The 25408-nt window shown below is 44.0% G+C and carries 22 protein-coding genes; 8 read left to right on the forward strand and 14 right to left on the reverse strand.

Annotation, left to right across the window (positions count from 1 at the left end; translation table 11 throughout):
• Positions 1-22: 22 nt before the first annotated feature.
• Positions 23-847: a class I SAM-dependent methyltransferase gene (locus ABEB05_RS06800; protein ID WP_265788692.1), complete on the reverse strand. Its 825-nt coding sequence runs from the start codon at positions 845-847 to the stop codon at positions 23-25.
• A gap of 15 nt (positions 848-862) precedes the next feature.
• Complete coding sequence (locus ABEB05_RS06805) at positions 863-1819, reverse strand: glycosyltransferase family 2 protein (protein WP_265788694.1); 957 nt, start codon at positions 1817-1819, stop codon at positions 863-865.
• Between the two features lie 89 nt (positions 1820-1908).
• On the opposite strand from ABEB05_RS06805, the gene ABEB05_RS06810 reads away from it, so the two are divergent.
• Both ABEB05_RS06810 and ABEB05_RS06815 read left to right on the forward strand, forming a co-directional pair.
• Positions 1909-2235 carry a MerR family transcriptional regulator gene (locus tag ABEB05_RS06810; RefSeq protein ID WP_265788696.1) on the forward strand — a complete coding sequence of 109 codons (327 nt, stop codon included), beginning with the start codon at positions 1909-1911 and terminating at the stop codon, positions 2233-2235.
• Positions 2236-2312: 77 nt separating this feature from the next.
• The gene (locus ABEB05_RS06815) at positions 2313-3200 is read left to right on the forward strand and encodes an MBL fold metallo-hydrolase (RefSeq protein ID WP_265788698.1); all 888 of its coding nucleotides are present in this window, start codon (positions 2313-2315) and stop codon (positions 3198-3200) included.
• Positions 3201-3250: 50 nt separating this feature from the next.
• On the opposite strand, the gene ABEB05_RS06820 is transcribed toward ABEB05_RS06815, so the two are convergent.
• From ABEB05_RS06820 to ABEB05_RS06865, 10 genes are all read right to left on the reverse strand, one after another.
• On the reverse strand, positions 3251-4255 hold the full coding sequence (locus ABEB05_RS06820; protein WP_265788700.1) for an NAD-dependent epimerase/dehydratase family protein: 1005 nt from the start codon (positions 4253-4255) through the stop codon (positions 3251-3253).
• Positions 4256-4279: 24 nt separating this feature from the next.
• Positions 4280-5392 carry a glycosyltransferase gene (locus ABEB05_RS06825; RefSeq protein ID WP_265788701.1) on the reverse strand — a complete coding sequence of 371 codons (1113 nt, stop codon included), beginning with the start codon at positions 5390-5392 and terminating at the stop codon, positions 4280-4282.
• A 298-nt stretch (positions 5393-5690) separates the two neighbouring features.
• The gene (locus ABEB05_RS06830; RefSeq protein WP_265788702.1) at positions 5691-5948 is read right to left on the reverse strand and encodes a hypothetical protein; all 258 of its coding nucleotides are present in this window, start codon (positions 5946-5948) and stop codon (positions 5691-5693) included.
• A 1626-nt stretch (positions 5949-7574) separates the two neighbouring features.
• Entirely contained in the window at positions 7575-9296 is a 1722-nt protein-coding gene (locus ABEB05_RS06835) for a BspA family leucine-rich repeat surface protein (protein WP_265788703.1), read from the reverse strand.
• A 98-nt stretch (positions 9297-9394) separates the two neighbouring features.
• Positions 9395-10360: a class I SAM-dependent methyltransferase gene (locus tag ABEB05_RS06840; RefSeq protein ID WP_265788704.1), complete on the reverse strand. Its 966-nt coding sequence runs from the start codon at positions 10358-10360 to the stop codon at positions 9395-9397.
• Between the two features lie 48 nt (positions 10361-10408).
• Positions 10409-11458: a glycosyltransferase family 4 protein gene (locus ABEB05_RS06845; protein ID WP_265788705.1), complete on the reverse strand. Its 1050-nt coding sequence runs from the start codon at positions 11456-11458 to the stop codon at positions 10409-10411.
• Positions 11451-12689 carry an O-antigen ligase family protein gene (locus ABEB05_RS06850; RefSeq protein WP_265788706.1) on the reverse strand — a complete coding sequence of 413 codons (1239 nt, stop codon included), beginning with the start codon at positions 12687-12689 and terminating at the stop codon, positions 11451-11453. The genes ABEB05_RS06845 and ABEB05_RS06850 overlap by 8 nt, the downstream gene beginning before the upstream one ends.
• Positions 12690-12709: 20 nt before the next feature.
• Positions 12710-13624 (reverse strand): glycosyltransferase family 2 protein, encoded by a 915-nt coding sequence (locus tag ABEB05_RS06855; protein ID WP_265788707.1) that lies wholly within the window; start codon positions 13622-13624, stop codon positions 12710-12712.
• Between the two features lies 1 nt (position 13625).
• Positions 13626-15197 carry a flippase gene (locus ABEB05_RS06860; protein WP_265788708.1) on the reverse strand — a complete coding sequence of 524 codons (1572 nt, stop codon included), beginning with the start codon at positions 15195-15197 and terminating at the stop codon, positions 13626-13628.
• 52 nt (positions 15198-15249) lie between these two features.
• Positions 15250-16407, reverse strand: coding sequence for a GNVR domain-containing protein (locus tag ABEB05_RS06865; protein ID WP_265788709.1), 1158 nt, complete (start codon positions 16405-16407; stop codon positions 15250-15252).
• Positions 16408-16773: 366 nt separating this feature from the next.
• Between ABEB05_RS06865 and ABEB05_RS06870 the strand changes: the two genes are divergently transcribed.
• Positions 16774-17781 (forward strand): sulfotransferase, encoded by a 1008-nt coding sequence (locus ABEB05_RS06870; protein ID WP_265788711.1) that lies wholly within the window; start codon positions 16774-16776, stop codon positions 17779-17781.
• Positions 17782-17832: 51 nt separating this feature from the next.
• Here the strand turns inward: ABEB05_RS06870 and ABEB05_RS06875 are convergent, their stop codons facing one another.
• Both ABEB05_RS06875 and ABEB05_RS06880 read right to left on the reverse strand, forming a co-directional pair.
• On the reverse strand, positions 17833-19884 hold the full coding sequence (locus tag ABEB05_RS06875; RefSeq protein WP_265788712.1) for a ComEA family DNA-binding protein: 2052 nt from the start codon (positions 19882-19884) through the stop codon (positions 17833-17835).
• 3 nt (positions 19885-19887) lie between these two features.
• Positions 19888-20739: a hypothetical protein gene (locus tag ABEB05_RS06880; protein ID WP_265788714.1), complete on the reverse strand. Its 852-nt coding sequence runs from the start codon at positions 20737-20739 to the stop codon at positions 19888-19890.
• Between the two features lie 96 nt (positions 20740-20835).
• Here ABEB05_RS06880 and porD point away from each other — a divergent pair, with 96 nt between their 5' ends.
• From porD to ABEB05_RS06905, 5 genes are all read left to right on the forward strand, one after another.
• Positions 20836-21702, forward strand: a complete 867-nt coding sequence (porD, locus tag ABEB05_RS06885; RefSeq protein WP_265788715.1) for a type IX secretion system protein PorD — start codon at positions 20836-20838, stop codon at positions 21700-21702.
• 168 nt (positions 21703-21870) lie between these two features.
• Entirely contained in the window at positions 21871-22641 is a 771-nt protein-coding gene (locus ABEB05_RS06890; protein ID WP_265788716.1) for an electron transfer flavoprotein subunit beta/FixA family protein, read from the forward strand.
• An 87-nt stretch (positions 22642-22728) separates the two neighbouring features.
• Positions 22729-23703: an electron transfer flavoprotein subunit alpha/FixB family protein gene (locus tag ABEB05_RS06895; RefSeq protein WP_265788717.1), complete on the forward strand. Its 975-nt coding sequence runs from the start codon at positions 22729-22731 to the stop codon at positions 23701-23703.
• A gap of 78 nt (positions 23704-23781) precedes the next feature.
• Positions 23782-25107 (forward strand): FAD-dependent oxidoreductase, encoded by a 1326-nt coding sequence (locus ABEB05_RS06900; RefSeq protein ID WP_265788718.1) that lies wholly within the window; start codon positions 23782-23784, stop codon positions 25105-25107.
• Complete coding sequence (locus ABEB05_RS06905; RefSeq protein ID WP_265788720.1) at positions 25104-25406, forward strand: ferredoxin family protein; 303 nt, start codon at positions 25104-25106, stop codon at positions 25404-25406. Before ABEB05_RS06900 ends, ABEB05_RS06905 begins: the two co-directional genes overlap by 4 nt.
• The last annotated feature ends 2 nt before the right edge of the window (positions 25407-25408 follow it).

Genomic DNA, 25408 nt, shown 5'->3' on the forward strand with positions numbered 1-25408 from the left:
AGAATATTAATAAGTACTCCTTTTAATCTTTTTTTGCAAGGGCATAAATGCCGCCCCCCTTTTCATTATCATCGAATAGATCCAGCCACATCAGGAGTAATCCCACCGGAAGCGTAACTATATAATAAATGGCCATCAATGGCAGGGCCCAAAGTCCTATTTTTGTTAGCCACAGCATCGGATATTTGATGAGCAGCTCCCAGGCCAAATGCCCTTTACTGCCATAGGTGTACGCCACCTCTATCGGCGTAAGTCCAGCGGACTCCAATTTTTCCTGAATATCTTCTTTTGAATAACCCGTACGGGCATGTTCGTCAACAAACGATTCCTCATCACCGGCATCTTCTTCTGAATAAATAGAGGGCGAATGCATTAAGAAAAAACCGCCGGACTTTAGTGCCTTACAGATATTGCGCATTACCTTCACATCTTGTTCAATATGCTCCAGCACATCAATACAGGTCGAAAAATCGAAGACAGCATCAGATTCCAGTTCCAGGAGGTCTTTCTGCTCAAAGGATATACGCCCCTCATTAATTGCTTGTTGGAAATAATGCCGGCAATCCTGTAGATAATCCGCTTTCACATCGATAGCCCGGATTGAAACATTGGAAAATTGGCGGAGGATAAAACGATCGTACTGGCCGAATCCTGATCCGGCATCGAGCATCTGCCATTTTCCCTGCCGGTCAATATCCGAGGCATATTTTTTAAGCAAACGCCTTACATACCAGCTGCGCAGAAAAAAGAGATCGAGCAATTTATAAAACAGTGTCCGCAACAAACGGCTGTTTCGAATGATATTGGCAAAACGGTCTTTAACCGGATCGTAGGCAATGCGACTCATTGGCTAGAATAAGCTTTATAAAATTTCTTTAATATTCGGGGTATGCTGTTTTTCATTGCGTTTTTGGATAAGCTCTCCCAAAAAGCCGATGGAAAAAATCTGAGCGCCCAGAACCATCAGCATGACGCCAAACAACAACAGCGGACGATCACCCAGGTTAGCTCCGAAGAATAATTTTTCAATCGTCAGATAGCCGTTAATGATCCCTCCCAGGAAAAGCAATAAAAAACCGAGGGTTCCGAAAAAGTGCATGGGGCGCTGCAAATAGCGATTAACAAATAACAGTGTAAGCAAATCCAGAAAGCCATGCATAAATCGAGAGATACCGAATTTTGTTTCCCCGTACTTCCGGGCATGATGCTTGACGACCTTCTCTTCAATGCGGTCGTAGCCTTCCAGCTTGGCCAAAAAGGGAATATAGCGATGCAATTCACCATAAAGATAGATATGATCAATCACCTCACTCCGGTAAACCTTAAGTCCACAGTTAAAATCATTGAGATCAATGTCCGTAAAAAAAGACGTTACCCTGTTAAAGAAACGCGACGGTATGGTTTTGGTAATGGGATCGTGACGCTTCTTTTTCCATCCGCTCACCAGATCCAATTGGTGTTCTTTCAACTGCTGCAACATAGCGGGAATCTCAAATGGATCGTCTTGCAAGTCTGCATCCATCGTGGCGATATATTGTCCCAAGGCCTCTTCGAACCCAGCCTGAAGGGCTGAACTTTTGCCGTAATTGCGCTGGAGCCGAATTCCACGTACTAATGCTGAGTCGCGACACGCTTTCCTGATCTCCTTCCATGAACCATCTGTGGAACCATCATCCACAAAAATAAGCTCATAATTAGAAGCATCCGCCAGCGCTTCATCTACTTTCCGGGCCAGCTCTTCGACGGACTGTTCCTCGTTATACAGGGGAACTACGACACTTAATTCGATATCGGATTTGTTCGGCTGCTGTTCAGACAATGTTTTCTTACTTATTTTATGGCAAAGAGTTAGACAAAATCCCTAAGATCATGTATAATAAGCAATAAAGATACGCTTTTAGATTTGCTATGAAAAAACTTTATTACTCCATAGGCGAAGTTAGTGAAATTACAGATGTAGATGCGCATGTTCTGCGCTACTGGGAAACGGTTTTCGATGAACTCAGTCCCAAAAAAAATAAAGCCGGAAATCGCACCTACAAAGAAGATGATATAGAAACCATCTTAAAACTTAAAGAGCTCATTCAGGAAAAAAAATACAGTACGGAAGGTGCTCAGCAAGCACTTAAGCGAGAGGCGGAATCAGGTGAAACAGAAAAAGAAATTCCTGTTAATTTGAAAAAAGATTTAAAGGAGATGCGTGTATTTCTGAAGAATCTTTTAGAAAAGCTGTGATATTACAGTGAAACATTATATTACCAGCTTTCTTCTTTTCTGTAATGTAAACTCGCAATTACTGAAATTCTCAGCCAATGAATCTATCGGAGCTATCATTTGGACCGTTTCATCTTTATGCTATCGAAACCGGCCGCTTCCGCCTCGACGGCGGAGCCATGTTTGGAGTCGTACCCAAGACTTTGTGGTCGCGCTATATTGATGTGGATGAAAAGAACCGCATCCTGATGGCCATGCGCTGCCTGTTGATTACTTCTGAAAGCACCGGGCGTACGTACCTGGTTGATAACGGCTGCGGCACCAAGTTTAATGAGAAGTACGAGAATATCTATCAGCTGGATCACAACCACAGCAATCTGCTCAGTTCACTAGAGCATCACGGATTTGCACCCGGGGATATTACGGACCTTATTTTCAGCCATTTACACTTCGATCACTGTGGGGGAACAACCTATTATGATGAAGAAGATTCCCTCCGCCATACCTTCCCCAATGCGCAGTACCATGTTACAGAGAAGCATTTAGCAACGGCTACCGATCCCAATGCGCGCGAAAAAGCCAGTTTTTTACCCGAGAATATTCGTCCCATAGCAGAATGGGAAAAACTCAATGTAGTTGACGAGTATTATCAATATGAGGAAGGAATGGACGCCCTGCCGGTTAGCGGACATACCATCGGTCAGCAGTTACCAAAAATTACGGTCGGTGATCAGACGATCGTTTTTATGGCAGACCTCCTGCCCACTCATGTGCACCTGCCCCTGCCCTGGGTGATGGGCTACGATATGTATCCCGTTCAAACGCTGAAAGAAAAAGAGAGATTTCTGGATAAGGCTGTTGATCAAAATTGGTACCTGTTTCTTGAGCACGATGCCGAACAGGAAGTTATTACCGTAAAAAAAGAGGAAGGCAGATATAAGGTAAAAGAAAAACTTAGCCTCAGTGATATTCCGGTAGATAACTAATACAATTTACGGCTGACTTCTATTCATCCGTCAAGAGAAATTCTAACATCTTATCCCAGCGTCCCGTCGCACTCTTTATACCAGTCCGCGACTCCTTCACTGAGCGAATATTTTAGATTAAAAGGCGATTGGGCCAGCTTTGCGCCCGAAACATTGGTTGAGATCATCACTTTTTTTACCCGATCGGGATGAATACCGACAAATTCTTTACCGATCAGCTTGCCCAGCAGCCTGATCATGTGGGCCGCTCCCAGCAACAGCGTTGAAGGAATCAACAGCCGGGCCTTGCCTGCATCGGTCTGTTCATGTATCACTTCACAAATCTGCTCAATCGTAGGCGGCTCTTCATAAACCAGGTTATAAAGCTCGAGTCCCGCTGATCCATCAGCAAAATAGCGACATGCGCGCGCTACATCCTTTACATAAATGCAGGCTTTCCTGGTATCGCGCCTACCGGGATAGGCAAAAAAATGTTTCTTCAGAGACGTATAAAGCCGGGTAAAGTTGGCCCGCTCCCTGGGACCGAAAATAATGCCCGGCCTGAGAATGGTAAGCCGATTATTTTGGGGATCTTTTTCTTGCCATCCGCGGTGGATATACTCAGCCGCCAGCTTTGACGAGCCGTAAGGGTCCTTTGGCTCCGGGACTGAACTTTCAGTCTTAAGTTCCTCCGAAGCGCCGTATGGAGAGATAGAACTGGTAAATATAATCCGATTACAGCCGAGAGCTTCAGCCAGCCGACATACATTTTTAGCCCCTTCTATATTTGTGTGGAAGTAATCAGCATCGGGATAGCCGGGAATTTTACAAATAGCGGCGAGATTAAAAATAACACTATCAGATCCACATCCCTGTTCTCTAAAAAGGTCGGGGGACAGCTCCTCACGTATATCTTTCTTCAAATGAACATACCGGTCGGAGGTTTCGTGGGCTGATATTTCCGACGGCTCCAGATCTACATTGATAATTTTATCATATCGATCGGATTCCAACAGCTGGTTGACCAGATGGCTTCCCACAAATCCCGATCCCCCGGTAACTATAGCGTGCGGCATACAATGTAAATCTGTCCTTTAGAGTTAACGTCCCCACTGAAAGTCGGAAAAATACGAAGGATAGGTGCCTATTAAAAAATCTTTTATTGCGCTTCGAAAACGTTCGGGACTAAACCGGGAGGCATTCTCTCTACAGCGCTCCCGATCAAACTGCTTTTCAATCTTTTCAAATCGCTTTACTGCCTCTATAAGGGCTTCGGGGGTCTGTTCTTCAAAAAAGAGTCCCGTTTCATCTTCCTGAACCGTTTCCAGCGCTCCGCCCTCTTTATAAGCTATCACTGCCTTGCCGGAAGCCTGTGCTTCAAGGGGCGTTATTCCAAAATCTTCGACCCCCGGAAAGATAAATGCCCGACAGAGCTCATAATGCTCTTTGAGTACTTCAAACGGCTGGCTTCCCAAGAAACTGATGTTGTCTCCGGCCATCTGCTCCAGTCGTTCTTTCTCTGAACCGGATCCGATGATCACCAGCGGTTTTTCAAGCTCGTTAAAAGCCTGTACGGCCAACCCTACCCGTTTATAAGGCACCAGTGCCGAAACCATCAGGTAATACTCTTCCTGGGGATGTTTATAGCTAAATTCGGACAGGTCCACCGGCGGATAGATAACGGTAGATTCCCGGTTGTATATCCGTTTGATACGCTTCTGCACAAACTTCGAATTTGCCAGAAAGTGATCCACCTTTGCAGCCCCTTCGAGGTCAAACTTCCGCAGGTAGGGTGTAAGCCTTTTAAGTACTTGGGCTGAAAATGGATTCATCCGCTGCAGGTATTCCTCCTGCATATCCCACAGATAGCGGGGCGGCGAGTGACAGTAGCATACATGCGGCACATCATCCGGCTGACCTACCCCCTTGATCAGGCTCGCATCCGACGATAATATAAAATCACTCTCTACCCTGTGATTCCGTATCGCCATAGGATAGAGCGGCAGCAGTGATTTATAATACCGTTTGACGCCGGGCAGTTTACCTAAACTAGTAGTCCTAATCAGATGCTGTTGTAGCTCTCTGCTAATATTTTTCTCTACTGCCACCAGCGTATGGATATCTGCTGAGGGAAACATCGTTGAAAACTGTTCGAGCACCTTCTCTCCCCCGCGCATACTCACCAGCCAGTGATGTAATAAATCGATATTCATAAATAGCGTAATCCAAAAAAGTTCCAACCGGAAAGCCTGAAGATGAATCAAATAAAAGAATCTTTCAACGTTTTGTTTGGATATTTTCTGTGCTGATTTAAGCAGGTAAAAATAATCCTGTTACCCGAAACCATGTTGTATATTGCTTAGTGGCAAAGGATAGATTAATAGAAAAGATCCAGTATCCATTTTAAAGCTACTAAATACTTATCATTAAGACGGGCTAGCAGCCCGTCCTACATATCTGCCACTACTATTTTTATGGGATATGTAAGGCCCGGAAGCCTTCCCGGCCAAACTACTTCAGTATTTGGATGAAATAATAAGTTAAATACCCAATAAACGGATTTGATAACCCACCGCGGCACAACGCTAAAGCCCTTTCTTGCCCCATCCCACTGTTCTCCCTTCCCTGAACATCAAGGAAGGGAGAGACGCCTATATCACGTGACATATTGCAATGGTCATTTGAAGAAACAGGTGCATCCCCGATACCGACCGCACCTTGCCATATAATGATAGCGCCGTTAACATTAGGAGTCAGTGGTACTACCATTACTACTTAGTAACGCTATCATTGGGAGTCAGAGTCACTATGACCAAGACTTAATATCAATGGCACCAGGAGTTAGTATTGCTAACACCAAGAGTTAGTGGCACTGACTCCTGGAGTTAATAATGCCGATACCAGGAGCGGCTGTCGTTATCATTACACAAGAGAAAGCCTGCGCCGCAGGATCTATCAAAGCGCTCTCCAAAGGGGCATTCCATAAGGCCGAAGGATTGTAAAATGTCGGTTGGCGGATGGCGGTGGGCAGATGGTGACTAACGGATAGCAGATTTCGGATAGCAGGTCCAGCCCCCCCCAACTGGTTCAAGTTTGTAACTTGGACCAGTGATGAGGTCGATTATCGAAATAAAGGCCATTCTCGGCTCCAACTGCCCGGCCGCCTAAACTTTTTCCGTGGATAGTTGTATTTCTAACTCTATTGAAAGCGACCGAACCCACCCGTACCATTTCTGTGTGACGAAGGGTGGGCCGGAGCGGTAATCAGCGGCTCTGGGGTCGTCCACCTTAAGGAGTTAAATGGCCCTTGATTTTTCCGTCTCTTTTGGATCAAGCCAAAAGGGACACTATTAATATTGTTAAGGTTTTCCTTTTAGTAAGGAGATATTCTTATACCTTTTCCCTTGTTCCATTTTTGTAACAACGCTCCGCCAGTAGGCGGACCAGCAGAGCTGGAAAACCCAAAAGCCGTCGGCTGAGGGTTCTTCGCCTGAGCGCGTCCGCTCACAACCCAAGGCCGGAGGGAATATGATCTTGAACTTGCAAGTCCGGAAGCTAAGTCCCTCTTTCGACACGGCCGTTGAAAACCTGACAAATATGTTCCGAAGAAAATCTAGTGGTAATCAGTAAATATTCTAAAATATCTTGTAGGAGATGTCCATTTTTTGTCACCAAAAAATAGACGAAAAAAGTGCTGGGCAATAGCCAGATATTGTTTTGTTGTAAATCTCAATACGGGGAGAGCCCGACCACGGCAGTTGTTTTTACCGAAGTCGTTCCCGCTATTCCCCAGACCCCGATTTATTTCTTTGTACTTCAACGGACTCATCCTATTCGCAAGGCTGGAAAGGAAACAATTTAAGCCCCTTTCCCCAAACCGCCGGCCTTAGCAGGTGAGGCGTGGAAAGGGAGCGGGAGGTACGAAAAAGAAATAAATGGGGAACGCTGTGAGAAAAGCAGTAGGCGCTCCCGGGCTATTCCTTCTTGGGGCCACCTAATAAACGAGATCTTCATTTATTTCCGTACCGAGCGATCCCGAACGCCGAAGCCGGTTCGCCGGTCGTTTTTACAGCACTTTTGGCGACCAAAAGTGCTATGTTAAATGCCGAGGCGAAAGAAAACTAAGGCTAAACCATATTTCCCATTTAGAAACAACAAATGAAAACCACCGAAGAGCAAAAAAACTATCGTATCGCGTGCTGAGACAGTAAACTTTGGCTCATTTACCTGCAATTCGATGAGGCAATCTCTCCGCTAAAGTATTACAAACACTTTCCTATATATATGGCAAACAACCTGTCATATATATGGGAGACTCCCTCCCATAGTAATGGGAAACATCTTCCCATATATATCATAAATTCCAAACTTGTCGTGCAAACGTTGTTCTAATAATTATTCCGGGCAGGTGCCCCACACCGGGTGGTGTTCCTCGGAAAGGGCACTTCCTTCTGAAAAATTGGATGGTTCTTCATTGAAATTACTGACACACCAGCCGCTAAGATCCTGGTTGAAATTTATAGCTTCACGAAACATCCCACTCATCTCAGTTGCATTTTCCACATCCCAATTGCTGATATCCCCGTTAAAGCTTGTCGCTTCAGCAAACATCCCGCCCATATAAGTTACATTGCTGACGTCCCAACTGTTTAAATCCTGGTTGAAGTTTTCGGCTCCCTCAAACATATAACTCATATCTGTAACACTGCTCACGTCCCAACTGCTGATATCACGATTAAAGCTTATGGCTACACTGAACATACCAAACATGCTTGTAACCTTACTTACATCCCATCCGCCAATATCCCCATTAAAGCTGGTAGCCCCCAAAAACATATCTCTCATGTGAGTTACATTGCTGACATCCCAACTGCTGATGTCGCCATTAAAAGATGTGGCCCCATAAAACATTCGTTGCATAGTCGTTACATTGCTGACATCCCAGTTACTTAAATCCCTGTTAAAGCTTGTAGCCCCGATATCTTCGGGAGCTTCTACCCCTATAAACCCTGCAATCCCAAACATACTATACATATCAGTTACGTTGCTTACATCCCAACTGTTTATATCGCCATTAAAGCTTTCAGCCCCGGCAAACATACTTCGCATAGTGGTTACGTTGCTTACGTCCCAATTGCCTAAATCGCCATTAAAGTCTGTAGCCCTCCAAAACATACTTCGCATATCCGAAACATTACTTACGTCCCAGCTGTTTAGATCCCTATCGAAGCTTGTTGCTTGACTAAACATTCTTCGCATAATAGTTACGTTACTCACGTCCCAGCTGCTGATATCGCCATTAAAGCTCGATGCTTCCTGGAACATTTGATCCAAATTGGTTGCGCTGCGCACATCCCAGCTGCCGATATTACCATTAAAGCTTGAGGCACCAAAAAACATGCCATTCATTCTGGTTACCTCGCTGACGTCCCAGCTACTGATATCACCGTCGAAGTTTGAGGCTCCTACAAACATCTGGTGCATATCCGTTACATTCCCCACATCCCAGTTGTTTAAATCGCCATTAAAACTTGTTGCTCCTCTAAACATCCTTTCCATATCCGTTACATTGCTGACATCCCAGTTGCTAATATCCCCATTAAAATTTTTAGCTCCGGAAAACACATAGCTCATATCAGTTATGAGGGAAGTACATACGGTAGACAAATCCCCCCCATTATTTATTTTATGATCTAAAAGCGTTCGGTCAACCGCCTCATATTCCGTTCCATCTACCGTCCCTTTCTGGCCCGGTTTTGCATACGGGCATTGGATGGTCACCCCGTTTTCATGGAGGGAAAATAGATCTTCGCTCCTGATAAAGTTAGCTGTAAGAGCATAGTCCTGGTCAATGGTGACTGGCAGCGGATTGACGGTACGCTCCAAATCCCCGGACCAACCGGTAAAATGATAATCCTCGCTGGCTTTTGCCAGTAAGACAACCATGCTTTCGGCTTCATAGGTGCTGTCCGCTGCCGGGGAAATAGTTCCTGCCCCTTCGGGAACGACTGATACCGAAACGTCATAGAGCGTGGTATCAGGACCACTGTTGTCGCAGGAAATGAGCAGAAGCACTAATACAAAGAATAAAGAATAGCGTGCGATATTGATATTCATGATGGTCTCTCCTCGAATATTCAGGTATTAAAAAGCGAAATGGATACCTTTATGCAACTTAACTAATTGTATAGTACAACTTAATAAATATACAGGTATTATAATACCCTGCTTTCTTTCTGCAAGATAAAAACAGCCTGGTCTCCTTTTTGCTCTTTATTTAATTCTCTGGCTTTCTGGGTAAAAGAGCGGATATCACCTGCTGTAAACATCGACTTCTCCGGATTAACTGCATAAGAACTTTCGTGGCGCAATGGTATGTCATTCTCATACTGAATACTTCCCCAAAACTGGAAAGCAGTTGAATCGTAACTTACTTCTTTGAGTTTAAAGTCCGTTTCTCTTACAAGATATCGAATACTTTTGGGTGAATGAACAAATATATGCCGGGGTGGGTCTAGTTGAACCCAGTTCTCACGGAACTTCTCCCAGGCTACTGATTCAGTAACCGGAATACGAATAAGGCAATGTCCTCCCTCCGAAAGCAACTGGGAAGCTTTTTGTAATACCTCCAGAGGATCAGAAACATGCTCAAATACATGGTGCATCATAATCAGATCCCACTGTCCCTCTATTTCAAAAATACTTTTCTTAAATATTCTTGCATCATCCCCAATTTCAATGACCGCTTCTTTATTGTAGGGATCAATACCTGTTAGATTTTCAAACCCCAACTGAACCAGAGACCGCAAGAGCTCTCCGGTACCACATCCGACATCTAATATAGCAGTGTCTTTCTTTAGCGGAATATGGGACAAGGCCTGCAGATCAGGCTTGGGATATTTTGAATATATAAACTTGCCTATGAGGGATCTGTCAAAAACTGCGTATTGATCTCTCTTTCGCTTTACAAATTTCGTAATAAAGTTTTCTTTTTTTGCATCTTGAAATGAATAATATTCACCTGAATAATATTTTGATAAGTTGTCTGGTATTTCTGCTATTTGAAGACATTTACAATCATCACACTGGAAATAGGTAAAAACTTCTCTTAGTCCCATCATCATTTCCCGGGTTTCATAAGTGATATTGTTTTCCGTATTTCCACAAATTTTACATTCCATAGGAGTCGTTTAAAAATGTATGGGTCACAATTTCAGTGTGATTACTTACTATTCCAGTCCTCTCTGTATTAAATATTGGCGGGTTTTTTCTGCTGTTCGGCTCCACTGGAACTCCTGTGCATAATGATAGGCCTTTTCAGTCAGCTGTTTTCGCTCTGCTGCGGAATCCAAAAGCTTGTGTATTGCCGAGGCGATCTCTGAGGGTTCCCTGGGGTTCACGGTCAGGGCATAGCCTTCGGCCAGTTCTTTCAGGGAGGTTGTATTGGAGGTAACTACCGGCGTGCGGCAGGCCATCGCTTCTAACACCGGCAGGCCAAATCCCTCAAAGTGCGAAGGAAAGGCAAAAACGATTGCTCCCGAGTAGAGCGCAGGGAGTTCTTCATAGGGCACGTAGCCCAAAAAACGCACCGAATCGTCCACCTCTTCTTCCATTTGGAAAGCGAACTTTGAGGCTTCTCCTCCGGCTATAACCAGCTCCATTTCATTCCGGATTCTCTCCGGGAGCTGGTTCCATGCTGCAATAAGACCATTGATATTTTTTCGCGGATCACGCGAACCCACTGTTATGACATAAGGTTTCTGCAGATTATACTTCCTTTTCACCGCATTGATTTCTTTCTCTGGCCGGAGATAAAAATGGTCGGTCCGTACCCCGTTATAGATGACCTCAATCTTATCCCAGGTAGAGGGAAATTGTTCAATAATGGTCTGTTTCGAATATTCGGATACGGTGATGATTCCCTTTACACGCTTGAGCAGAGGCGGCAATACCACAGACCGCCAGCCTGCATATTGGGCATCAAACCATTCGGCATGCAGCTGATCAGAAATATCGTGCAGGGTCAAAACCTGGTTACGGCAGAAAACCGGTCCGATATTCGTAGGCGACCAGAGCAACTCGTCCCCGGAAAGTTGAAAAGGCATTCCTCCCTGCATCCACAGTTGACGCAGCTTATCGGATATTAACTTTTGGGGTGGTTCTGCGTACCGATATCCCCACCCTTTCTTGTCAAATTCCTTTATTATTTCCCGGGCATAGCGCTGCACACCGGTAGCCTGCTGTGCTTTAAAATGTCCGTTTATGACAATATTACTCATCCTTCACCTCCACCATTTTTACCCGCTTATAGTTATCGCGATGCATGAGCAGCATGCCTAGTGAAATGGTAAACGGCAGCATCATTGAGGGCGTTGTTATACGATGCTCGGTAAAAGCCGCAAAAGTGATAGTAAAAAAAGCGATTATCAAATAATCTCTTAGCACCGGGTGAACCTTAAGCCTCCTCAAATACAGGAAAATAGAGGTCCAGAATATCAAAAAGAGTGTCAGTCCTATAATTCCCTGCTCTGCTAACATGTGAAGATAAGAATGGTGGGCATGGGCATCGCTGTGGGTCTTGCTGGATTGCGCATTGTATTCTATGTAAGGTACCACCTCCTGGAAGTCAAACGGACGGTCATCATAAGATCCCACGCCGGTTCCTAAAAAAGGAGACTGTTTAAAAACATGCCAGGCACGGGGAAAGGTATAGAATAAGCGAATAAGGATATTTGCGTTTTTCTGGTCCACCTCCTCGTCAATCTCCAGCTCAACTACATTACCCGTCGCCAGACTGCTTTTATAATAGGGATAACCGATCATGACACTCCCGATCGTAAACATAACCGGTATGATCAAAAGTGCAATAAGCATTTTATATCGCTCGGTATGGGATAAATACCATCCCAGTATACCCAGCAATAGTCCGAGTATAGATCCCCGCGAATAGGTAGCTGCCAATATTATGAACACAAGCAGAAAGCCCAGAAATTCTTTTTTACCGCCGCGATGATAATAGTAGGCAAATCCCAGTCCGCCCAAAATGGACAAAAATCCTCCTACTGCATTCTGTGCGATAAAGAGTCCGCCGAAAACAATACCGTGAAGACTGCCTAAAAAATTAGTCGTCATTAAATGGTTTAAAAACAGCACTCCATAAAGCACTACGGCAAACAGGTAAAAACGCCGGAAATATTTTTCAATATCAAAGGTAAAACTGAATAGCGGGAGGACAAGAAGAGGAGCATATGATATTACGAAGTTCCCATCGCGCCGGTAAAAATCAAATTCAATAACGGATAACGGGTGATACAGCAGCACGCTTACTAGGAAAAGCAGCGTGAAGGCATAAAGCCACGCCACCGGACGCGGGAGCTCGTCTTTGTTAAATACATAAATAGCCAGGGGTACTAATAGCGTCAACAGCGGACTAAAGAAAACAAAGTTCGTCACCGTCCCAAAAAGGGACAAAAGTGCCAATACTAATACAAACTTTTTTTGGAGATCCACTGTTAGAAAATCTTCTGGTGTTATTTATTAAAGCTAAACATAAGCTTAATTATCATAGGAATACGATTCCATTGTCCTCTTAACGCTCGATTAAAAATGGCCAAAATAACAGTAGCGTACACCACCGGCAAATAGAGAGGATAAAATGAAGCTGTAAATTTCAATCGATTTTTGATCTGGTAGTAATCAGATTTTCTGCTTTTCTCTGCAGGTAAAGCCTGTTTACCCCCTATTGAGGCTCCCTCTTTATGATATACAATACTTTCGGGCGCAAAACCAACCTTAAATTTTCCTTTTGCCCGGGCAGCCCAGTCAATTTCTTCGTAGTACAAAAAATATTCTTCATTCAGTAATCCTACTTCCCGAATAAATTCCCTGGAAACCAGCATAGAGGCTCCAATTACAAAATCAAGCCGATCTTCCACTTCTTCAGGATTTATTTCAACATCTACCGCTGCTTGTCCCCCGATATTAGTGGACACTCCCAACCACTTGTTATAATGTCCACCGGCTAATGCCTGAATGGTATCACGTTGGTGGTAATAAATCAGCTTGGAACCACAAATACCTATAGCTGGGTTCTCTTCCATCCGTTCCACCAAGGCAGACAAAGCCCTTTTCTCTACCACGGTATCATTATTAAGCAGCCAGAAATAATCAGCGTCCTTTTCGATCGCATAATTAATTCCTAAATTATTTCCTCCCGCGAAGCCCGTGTTTTCCTTACTTTCTAGAAGGGTAATACCCGGATATTCTGTCTGAATCTTTGATACTGACTGATCTGTAGATCCATTATCAACGACCACAACCTCCTTATGGGGATAATCCAACGCCTCCAGTGATTGGAGACATTCAATGGTATCCCGCCAACCGTTCCAGTTGACCAGAATAATAAAGACTTTTGGTGCATTTATTGTTTCTATCCCAGATCCCATATCATTTTTTTGACATTCGGTCCTGTTTAAACCAGCTATTTATTACCGAGGATGCTTCTCCTTTTACCTCCTGATAGAAATCTAGCAACCGGTTTCGTTCTTCCAGTTTTAAAGTATAGGTCCAGATCAGGTAAAATATGAGTAGAGCTGATACGATTCCAAAACCTATCAGCGATAACCGATCCTGAATATAGAAAAATAGTACTGCCAAACACCCAAAAGTTGCAGCATGGATAAGTGCCTGAACATACAATCCACGGCGGGGGTAATCCATAAAAGAAATTAAGTTATTACAGAAATAGAGCAGCAGTACTCCGTCTATACTTACGCGCAATACCCACGCCAAAGCCACACCTATCACCCCCATCCAATAGGTAAAAAACCAAATCATCAGGAGGTAAATTGGCAGCTCTAATAAATGTAATTTTGCCGTTATGTCTGGCCGGCCCGCAGCCTGAAGGGCTGTATATGGAACCGTAGCTACCGAATTAACCAATATTCCTATCGCCAGTAATTGCAGAACTGTCGTACTGTTTTGAGCAAATTCGCTGCCAATCCAGTAAAACAGCAGTGGCTCTGCGGCTATGATTAAAAAAGTAACCACAGGCGCTAATATCAGCAAAAGATAACGGATAGATTTTTGATGTAATCCCGCCATTTTTTGGTGATCCTCCTTCGAATAAACGCTAAAGGCCGGAAACATAACCCCCATAAAGCTGCTGGATACAATCAAAAGACGGCTAATCATCTCGTAAGGAGTGGTATAATAGGCCACGGCGCTCATTGTCAGGATAGCCCCCAGGATAAAACGGTCCATATACACCATAATGGGACTGATCAAATTGCTGACAGTAACCCAGGCCCCAAAGCTCAGCATCTCCTTAGCCCACTGAACAACGGGATATTCGGCAAGATCAAGTGTAAAATCGTCCCTAAGACAAAAGTAAAGATACATTCCAAATGTTATAGCCCGTGCTGCTACCAATACAATAACCACATGCTGCAGCTGATTGCTGAAGGGCAATACCATGAGCGGACCCACATAATTGATTATTCCGGCCGGTACTTTTATGGCATTGACAATACCAAACTTTTGCTGGGCTTCGAGTGCTCCCCGCGCGCCAATAGATCCCAGTACCAACGGGATGGAAAAGCTGAGCACATAAAAAGCATACTCCGTTTCTATTAGCAGTTCATCAGGAATGTTTAAAATATCATATACCAGGTATGGGGTCATTAGCCAGATCATCCCTCCACCTGCAACCCCTAATCCGCTAAGCAAGAGGATAGAAGTAATAATAATGGGTGATAGTTTGGACGCTCCCCTGGCTTCAAGATCAGCTACAAACTTTGTGGTAGCGCGGCCGATTCCCATATCAAACAGTCCAAAATAGCCAATCACCATCCACACGATGGTAAGCACCCCAAACCGTTCCGTCCCCAGTCCTTCTATAACAAAAGGAATGGCAATAACAGCAAATATTAGCGGCAGGCCTCGCCCGATAAGATTGATAGCCGTATTACGGGCTAATACTCCTTGCTTTTTGGAAGAAGAATCAGACGAAGTTTCCATTTATTGTTTTCTTAAACAGCGTTCAATCAAAGAACAAATGCGCCAAAAACCACTACAGTTGTGAACGAACATTGTAATAAATATTTCGGCCTGCTATATAAAGGAAAGAAACAATCAGTCCGCTTATGATGGAGAGCACAATAATGAGTATACGCTGGGGCTCACTCTTGTTGTTGGGTACATTCACTGACTGGATAACCTTAAAAACCGGGGTCTGTTCCTGAACTTTCATTTTAGCCTCCATCAGCTGCTGGGATACATTATTATACATCTCATAGGCTAAATCAAATTCTGCCTGCAGGCGCTGCTCCTGGGTTCGCGACTTGGCTGTAGATAAATTCACATTTTGATCCAAAAATGTAGCCAGCTCATCCTGCACTTCCTTCAGTCGCTCCTGCGCCTGTTGATGCTGTGTTTGAGCAAAAGCCAAGTCTTCTTTGGCTTTCTGTGTACTATATTCTTCCACAAACTTTTTGAGCATATTAATCACCTCCCGGTTAACCTGGGCAGACGCCATCGCATCAGGCATTTGAGCGGTAGTAGTCAATACTCCTGTTTGACTGTCAAGCTCAATTTCAATGCGTTCCCGCATATTCTCTATTATCTCAAGCTCATTATCAGTCAGTTCCAATACGGCCTCTTCATCAAAAATATCACGCAGCCATTGAGGCAGTGTTTCTTGTGAGGAAGAAGAACTGAACTTGCCCGGAAGCTTTATGGTGTACTCTACCAGCCACTCAAAAAAAGAAAGATCGCGAATGTCTTTAAAATACGTATATCCACTAACCGTGGTATCCTTTTTAGAAAAGTAGTAGTCTTGCTGCAGCAGCGTATGTTGAAACCCAAGACTTTCAACAATTTTGGGATATACATCCGGAGCTATTTTACCCTCCTGGGATAAATCCATCGATCCCAAGCCTCCCAGCCCCAAGAGTCCTCCATAGCTATCCAACATATCTCCCGCAGAGCTCTCACTCTCTTTCATCTCAGGTAAAAGCAACGCTTCCGAAGTATATTCCACCGGACTAAAAAGCGCCAAAACGATGCCTAATAAAAGAAAAGAACCCGTGATTTTTTTTATTAGGGCTGTGTTATCCCCCATTAACCGGATCAAATCAATCAGATTTACGGCATTATCTTCATTGATATCTTCTTCAACGGGAATCAACCGATATTCTTTAACGGGAGCCTGGCCTTTTCCTTCGGGCAAATGTTCACCGGATTCCTGATTGTTATGTTGGTTTTCGTCGCTCAGAGAAATATTCTTTTAGATGAAATTTTGCACAGTTCTAATAAGCTCAAATTATACGGATTTTTCCTCAGCAGCAAAAGGCGAATTCTTTATCCATATATCCTATTTCCTTAAGGTTTATTAAATTACACTGATAGTTCGTTGGTTGCAAAACCAACTGTCATTATATTCACAATGACAGCTCTTTAAAGGGAAAGGGTTTGCCAAGCCATTGATAAATATTTCTCTTTCTCAAACCCAAAGCAATGAACTCTAATAATCATAGTATCTTCTTACTATATTTAATATTCTTGCAATATTACTCAAATCCCACAATAACCATAGATGCAGAATAATCCTATTTTAGTGACGGGAATCCACCGTTCTGGCAGTACTTTTGTTGGAAATATGCTGAGCCTGAATAGAAATATTGGCTATATCCAAGAGCCGTTTAACAGGGATTATGGTCTTAAAATTTTTGATGTCAACTTTACCTATCTCACAGATACATCAATAACACATCAGATACAGAAGACCCTCGACCAGCTTATTTTACTGGATAAAGCGGACTATCATATTCCTTCTATTAACCGGGAACACCACGGGCTTGAGAACAGAAAAGAACTTTGTAGGGATTTCTTTGCTCAGCCAAACATCCAAAACACTCCTGCTTTTATCAAGCGCTTGCTTTTTAAGTCAAAAGGGCAGCTTCTGTTTAACCGTGCCAAGTATGATCCCCGTGTAGACAGACTACTTATCAAAGATCCTCTTGCCTGCTTGGCAAGCTCATTTCTGCACCAGCGATACGATATGGATGTGGTGATATTGGTTCGCCATCCGCTGAGCTTTGCGGGAAGCCTTAAACGACTGGGCTGGCGATTCAATTTTGACAATATTCTGTCCCAGGAACAACTTATGAGTGATTATCTGAAGCCCTATCGGGAAGAGCTAATCTATTTACAAAATAAACAAACCACGGTTGTTGAGGAAGCCGCCATGCTCTGGAACTGTATTTATACGGTATTGACTAATTTCATTAGTAAAAATCCCTCATTTATCGTTTGCAGGCATGAAGATATCGCTCAAAGCCCTGTTAAAACCTTTCATAACCTCTATTCCAAGTTAAATTTAAACTATACTGCTTCTGTGGAAAAGAAAATATCCGAGCACACAAATGAGGATAATCCTGTATCAACCCAAAATAACCGGGCCCACCAACTCAAACGAAACAGCGAGGCACTCATTTATAAATGGAAAGATATTCTGACTGAAGATGAGATCATTCATATCTCTGAGAAAACCAAGAAAATAGCTTCAAATTTCTATCAGCAGGATTTTTTCCGAGATATCTAACCCGCTAAGCTGGCTTCCCCCGGGGTTTAAATTTTACTCCAAATGGTTTCATTAAAATTTAATGCGTGCCTGAATGCCTATTTCACTTCGGGTATCCCCTTGGATTTCATTCAATCCGCTCCCGATAACCTGCTTGTCCTCGTATTTGGTGATCCCAAATTTTGCCCACAGTTCCAGATAAGAAAACGGTTCGTAATTAAGCAGCAGGTACATCCGCTGTCCCTGGTCGAACAAAACCTGACTTCCAAACACGTACAGCAAATCATTCTCAAACTGATATACGCGTGTCGCAAAACTTTCGGTATCGAAGACCGTCAGGCGGGTATCCAGACGTAAATTATTACGCAGCTGAAGCCGCACATCCTGGTAAAGCAAAATACCGCTTTCAAGTGAGGCCCCCGGCTCACGGTTTTGAACCAGCTCTCCCCGGGTGCGAAGGCGGATATTTTTATTTACCTGGTATTCAATATTCGCACGAATACTACTGCGCTGACCATTTCCCAATGCCCGCTGTGTGCGTCCCAGTTCATCCGGGGTCTCATACTCTCCTTCTTTGGTTTCACTTCGCCACTGCAGATACACTTCCCAATCCGCAGTTAGCTTAACTTCCGCCCTGCCCAGCCATTCAAATCCCTTTGTCGACTGATGAGTCCCAAAACGCGGACCGGGAAACCTGAACTGATCCATATACCCGCTAAGCGTAATGTTCTCCCCGATGGCATGCTGAAGTCCCAAATAAACTCCCTCTTCATTTTTGGGCGCACCCGATGATTCTCCAAAACCGCTGCCCTGAATTGACTGGAACTCTTTCTTATAATTCCGGTAGGCTAAAGCCATATCAGTTTGCTCTCCAACAGGACTTTCAAGCCCTGCAACCAAACCCATGCCCCCATTTTCACTTCTTGCGGCCTCTCCGAATATAATAGCCGGCCCGACCAATAACGTATAATCTATCCCAAAAACGGAAATTGAGGTACCCCGAAAATCATAACGGGCATACGGCTGTTGACTAGCTGTAATATAGCGATTAAAAAAGGTTCGGTATCCTGTGGTACCTATAATTCCAATAGGAAATTCCATCTGTAGGCGTCCTCCATATAACATTTGCCGCACATTTCCTCTCCGTTCGTACTGCCTGGCCGTCCGGTGATAGCCACTTGAAGTTGGAAAGCGAATTGTATCGGATGAAATTTCACTGGCGGTAAGTCGCCGGACGGAATAAAATCCTGTTAGCTGGAGCCGACCTCCGACAGTAGCAGCCGCTCCCCGGAAATAATTGGATTCCTGCGCAGAGGTATAAGGCTTGATTCCTCTTCCACTGCGATTAGCAGCTCCCGTAACATCTCCGCCTTTGCCGAATACGCCGCCGTTCCACAAAACAAGTCCCTGCCCAAACGATAAGCTGTAATCTCCTAAGGCAAGCGTGCGCAACTTTCCGTTACCTTCCAGTGCCAAATGCCACGACTGATGATCGAATCGTACGGGACTTTCCAGTATCTCACCGGCATCTTTTTCCTGCGTCAGGTTTATGGACAAATGGTTGCTCCGGTATCCCATCCGCTGGTAATATTTTACAGCATTTCCCAGGTATCCGCCCCCTTCCGGCGAATCCAGATAACCGCGTGCTGGCTGTAAATCTCGCTGGTAACGGCTAAAAGACTGAAATTGTCCATTACTGGTCCAATACCGCGGATCAGTATAGAGTATTTTACCGAGCTGAAGTCCTTTCCCAATTGTAATATAGGGGCGTATTTTATCATACGTTACCCTCCCAATCCCGGATACTTCCACCAGCTCATCGGGCGTTTCAAACGGTTTTCTCTCTTCCCGGTAGCGAATAATAGCCCGGGCGGTTTTCAGGTTGAGACCCGGAACCTGTCGCAGACTGTGCAAGCCCGCAGTATTAACATTCACGGGATTTGCGGATAATTCCTGCAAGAACTGAATCAACTGCTCGCTATTTGCTTCGGCATCCTCGGGATCAAAGCCCTCAAGCGCCTGTTCCAAATCCTGCTGCACCTCCGTACTTAAAGAATCCCGTTCCTGGGCACTGCTTACATATGGAATTACCAGGAACAGAGATATTATGACAAAGACCTTCATACGCTACCACCGAACTTTAAAGTCAATAGCCGGACTGTATCCCAACACGTTATTCTCGTGTCGCTGTACTCCCACACTCGCTCCCCATAATCTGCTTTCATAGCCGAAACCTGCCGCAAAGGTTTGGGGAGCCGTTGTAATACCCGCTCTGCCCATTAATCCAGCAATAATATTAACCTCAATTCCACTTCTGAAGGCCACTGGGAAACGCACGTCTTTAAATATTTCTGTGGAAAAAAGAGCTATATCGGAAAGAAAGTATGAAAGTCCCACACTCAGATTACGCGGTAATTCCTCATCGTTAAGAGAGCCGTAGGCAGGTTGATTAAGATTAATGGCCTTGGCCCCGATCCAAAGTCCGGGTACAACGGAAGCAGCGACTCCCAGATCAACTCCAAATGCACCGGCTGAGCCATATCCTCCACCCTGTATGACGTGATTATAGTTTAACACAATACCGTAATGGAAGCCTGCCACTGAATGTTTATAGCCCATCCGTAACCTGCTTTCATTGAAAAGGTCGTATCCATAACGATGTGCACCTGCCGAAAATACTCCAATATCCGTAGGATAATTGACCGCAGCGGCCATATCCGTAATTTCAGCTAACCCAAAATAACGCACACCAAAAAAGGAAACATCAGGTCTTTGATCAGATATCATAGCCGGATTGCCAAATACAGACCATGAACTGTTGGGCAGCGCCGTAGTGGCCTGCCCCATCGACAATTCCCGGGCTCCTAATACGGCCTGTCCCTCTGCATCCGGAGGAGAACTCAGTCCGCTTAAACATACCAGGAGAAGAATTAAAAGTTTTCTGTGAGAATGCCTGTGCTTTTTTATAATATATTCCATAACAAATAACTCTCTTTGATTTAGGTGTTACGTATTTTGATATATCTATTTTTTACCAAACGAAACCGGATCCCAGTTCTCTTTATTTTTATTTGTATGGGACTCCTGTTGCTTCCTATGAGAGGCATTAGTCAGGAAATTGATGCGCGCGTAACTGTTGATCGCAGTCAATTGAGCAACACTTCGCTCAGCTTCCTTGACAATCTCTCTGATGAAATCGAATCGTATATAAACGAATACAATTGGACCGATACCGATTTTAAACTACAGGAAAGAATCAGGCTCGATCTTCAGATTACGTTAATGAGTACCGATGACAATTTCAACTTTAATGCTCAGGTTGTTGTTCAATCGCGACGTCCGATCTATAATACCCCACGCGAAACCATGCTCTTTTTTCATAATGATGAAAATTGGACGTTCAATTATACGCCCAACCGATCCCTCCGGCATGATCTGCTCCAGTTCGATACCCTAACCAGCTTTATCGATTTCTATGTATATATAGTTCTTGGATACGATTTTGACAGTTTTGAAGAGCTGGCAGGCACCCCCTATTTTTCGGAGGCTCAAAATATTCTTTCACAGGCCCAGAATTCTTCTGCCACCGGCTGGGATTCCAACAATAACAGGCGCAACCGGGCGCAACTTGTCTCAAATCTTCTAAGTTCTAATTATGAATCATTACGGTCAGCCATCTATGAGTATCACCGCCTTGGACTGGATCGTTTTGTCGATCACCCTAAAGAAGCGAGGCAACAGATTATAGCCACGCTCCAAAAAATTGATGAAGCAAAAAGCCGCACTTCCTCAAATTTTCTATTTGATATCTTCTTCAATACTAAATACCGCGAATTAGTATTTATTTTTGAAGATGCCGAACCACAAGTTCGGCGCAATGCCTTTGAAGTTCTGTCAACCGTTGATCAAAGCCATCTTTCTGAGTATCGAAAGCTGCAGTAGATCTTCTGTTAAGAACTGAATTAGCGATTTACATAAAATGAATCCTTTATTTCTACCCAATCCGATAACTACTCTTTCCTACCAGCTGAATATTTTATCTCAGGTTTTGTATATTCGTTTGCAAGAGGCCAATAAAATTCCATTCTAACAGAAAAAAATTTTTAGCCTATGAAATTTTATGTTTGTATCAAACAGGTTCCGGATATTGATGCCCCTATACAGATAAAAGATGGGAAACTAATCCAGGATACTGACCGCATGGTTCTTAACGCTTACGATGCATCCGCTGTAGAAGAAGCTCTGGTGCTTACTGAAGAGACTGACGGAGAAGTAGAGGTAGTTTTGGTCGGACCCAGCAAAGCCAAAGAAACTATTCGCAAGGCATTGGCTATGGGCGCTGATAAAGCTTCCCACATTGTACTTGAAGGAGAGGATACCTACGACTCGGCAACTTATGCCAAAATATTGGCAAAATTTTTCGAAGATAAGGAATACGATGTTATAGCCTGTGGGAAACAATCCCAGGACACGGATGCTGGTCTTGCCGGAAGTATGCTGGCAGAACACCTGAATCTGCCTTATACAACTAATGCAGTGGGACTTTCGATAGAGGATGGAAAGCTGGTCGTGAAACGTCAGGGAGACTCGGGACAAGAAATCATTGAACTCCCTCCCTCCTGTCTTGTCACCTGCTCAAACGATATGAACGAACCCCGCATACCCAGTCTCAAAGGGATTATGCAATCCAAGCGAAAGCCTATGGAAACTATTGAACTTTCTGACTTAGGTATAGAAGAGGATAACCTTTCTCCTAAAACCAAAGTAACCGGCTACATGGAAAAACCAGAGCGAGAACCGGGACAAAAGTTTGAGGGGGAACCGGAAGAGTTGGCGCAAAAGGTGGCGACGCTCCTCGATGAAGAAGCTAATGTGATTTAAATGAGTCATAAGTAATGAGAGTAAAAATTCTCATTACTCATCACTGGTTCACCAGAAATTTAGAACGAAAATAAAACTATTTTTACTATGAGTACCCTACTAACTCACATTGTTATCAGTGACGGCAAGATAAAGCGCTCCTCATTAGAAGTATTATCCCATGTCCGACAACTGGCGGAGAGTCACGGTCACCAAGCAGAAGCTGTAATTATTGATGAAAAAGCTTCAGATTATGTTGACGAGGTAAAGAAGTATGGACCTTCAACCATTTATACGATTGAGGATCCTGTGTTTAAGAATCATCAGAACAGACCTCTCATTAAAGCCCTTAATAAAGTAATTGAGAAAGCCGCCCCCTATCTGATTGCTTTTGCCTCAACGGAAAGTACCAAAGATATTTTAGGAGCTCTTGCCGCCAGTCAGGATGCCGCCGTACTTTCTGATGTTTCGGAGTTTGAACTTACTGACAATGGAATTCAGGCAAAGCGTCCGGTGATGGCCGCAAAAATATTATCTGATAATCAAGCAGAGGGGGATAAAATACTGGTTTCCGTACGTTCAGGCTCTTACGATCTAAATGAAGCTGACAGCGAAGCAGAGGTAATAGATATAGATTTCAGTATTGATGATAATGAAATAAAAGCCTCACTCCGCGAAATTATCGGAACGTCAGATGATAAAATTGATCTCTCAGAGGCTCAAACAATTGTTGCTGCCGGTCGCGGTACCAAAGACGAAGAGGGACAAGCTCTCATTGAAGAACTGGCCTCCGTCCTCAATGCCGGTATCGGAGCTTCACGTGCTCTTACTGAAGCGGGTATCATGGACCCAAGCCTGCAAATTGGTCAGACCGGGAAGGTAGTTTCACCACAGCTCTATATTGCCGTGGGCATTTCTGGAGCTATTCAACACGTAGCAGGAATGTCTAACAGTAAAGTGATTGTAGCTATCAACAAAGATCCCGATGCGCCCATCTTCGATATTGCTGATTATGGAATCGTAGGGGATCTCTATAAGGTACTGCCACCTTTTATTGAGGAATTGAAGAAGATCAAAAACTAATATAGTTGAAGTTAAATGTTCCAAGTTTGGAAACTATGACCTTCAACCTTTAAATCTTCAACTTTCCAACTGATTATAATGGACGAAAAATTTGACTGTATTATCGTGGGAGCGGGTATTGCAGGACTGGCAGCAGCCATGATCCTGGCCCGAAATAATATGAAGTTTCTCCTCATAGAGAAGGGAGAATTTGCAGGATCAAAGAATGTTTCCGGGGGAGTTCTCTGGGGCAGCGATCTGGCAAAGCTTGTTCCTGAATACTGGAAAGAAGAAGACGGGGGCTGGGAACGCTTCATCAACCATCGGCGCCTTACCTTTATGGACGATCAGTCAACCTTTTCCATTGATTTTAAATCCTCCCATTTTAATGAAACGCCCTATAGCGGCGTCGTTGTTTTGCGTTCGAAATTTGACCGGTGGCTGGCCGGGAAAGTACAGGATGCCATCGACAATAGTGATTATGCCATGGAGTCCTTTATTGCCACTAATATAAAGGTCGATGAAGTACTCATGGAAGAGGACAAAGCAGTGGGCATCCGTACTGGAGATGAAGAGTTCCACGCGGATAGCGTAATCATTGCGGAGGGAGTAAATAATCTGCTTACCCGTCATGTGGGTTTGCAGGACGACTATGTACCTGCCGATCATATGCTGACCGGCATTAAAGAAGTCATCCGTTACGATCAAAAGGTACTGGAAGACCGGTTTCAGCTCGACGGACTAAGCGGAATGTCGAATGAATTTGTGGGTTTTGCAACCGACGGGGTAGAAGGCGGTGGATTCCTCTACACAAACCGCGATACTATCTCACTGGGCTTGGTGGCCGGCATCAAAGACATGAGAGAGAAGGAAAAAAGTCCTCATGATATTCTAAATCATTTTAAAAACCACCCGGTCATACAGGACACTATTAAAGGGGGGGAAGTAGTAGAATATTCTGCTCATGTTGTTTCCTCAGGTGATAAACGGGTAATGCCAAAAGAGCTGTATAAAGACGGGATTCTTCTTTGTGGCGAAGCTGCTAACCTGTTAATGAACGCCGGAAAGGCCATTCAGGGAATGGATTATGCCATGCGGTCGGGCATTCTGGGTGCGGAAACTATTATAAAAGCGAAAGAAAAAGGAGATTATTCCAGCAATACTCTTAAAGAATATAAAAAAGCTTTGGAAGATAGTTACGTCCTGAAAGATATCAACAACTTTCAGGATGCCGTACATATGCTGCATAGTCCACAAATGTACCAGGATGTGCCTAATTTAATTTGTGATTTCGGACGAAAGTTTTTCACTATTGATGATGAACCTACCAAAAAGTCACGCAAGCTGATGTCTGAATCAATTAAAAAGCACTCTTCATACTGGGATTTAATGAAATTAGGATTTAAAGGGGCAAAATCGTTATGAAATTACTTGATCTTACGGAACGGCTGGGACTTGTTAGCTATCGCAATCAGGCAAAATCGGATATCAAGCCACATATCGTTGTTGATACCGATATTTGTAATTCTGTATGCCCGCACAAGTGTACTACCTATGTATGCCCGGCTAATTGTTATACTATGGATGAGGAGGGACAAGTACACTTTCAGGTAGAAGACTGTATTGAATGTGGTACCTGCATGTATGCCTGCGATCAGGGAGCCGTAGACTGGAACTATCCAGACCCGGAAATTGGCAGAGGCGTCACCTGGAATTTCGGATAAAT

It is taken from the genome of Fodinibius salicampi (assembly GCF_039545095.1).
Classification (GTDB): Bacteria; Bacteroidota; Rhodothermia; order Balneolales; family Balneolaceae; genus Fodinibius; species Fodinibius salicampi.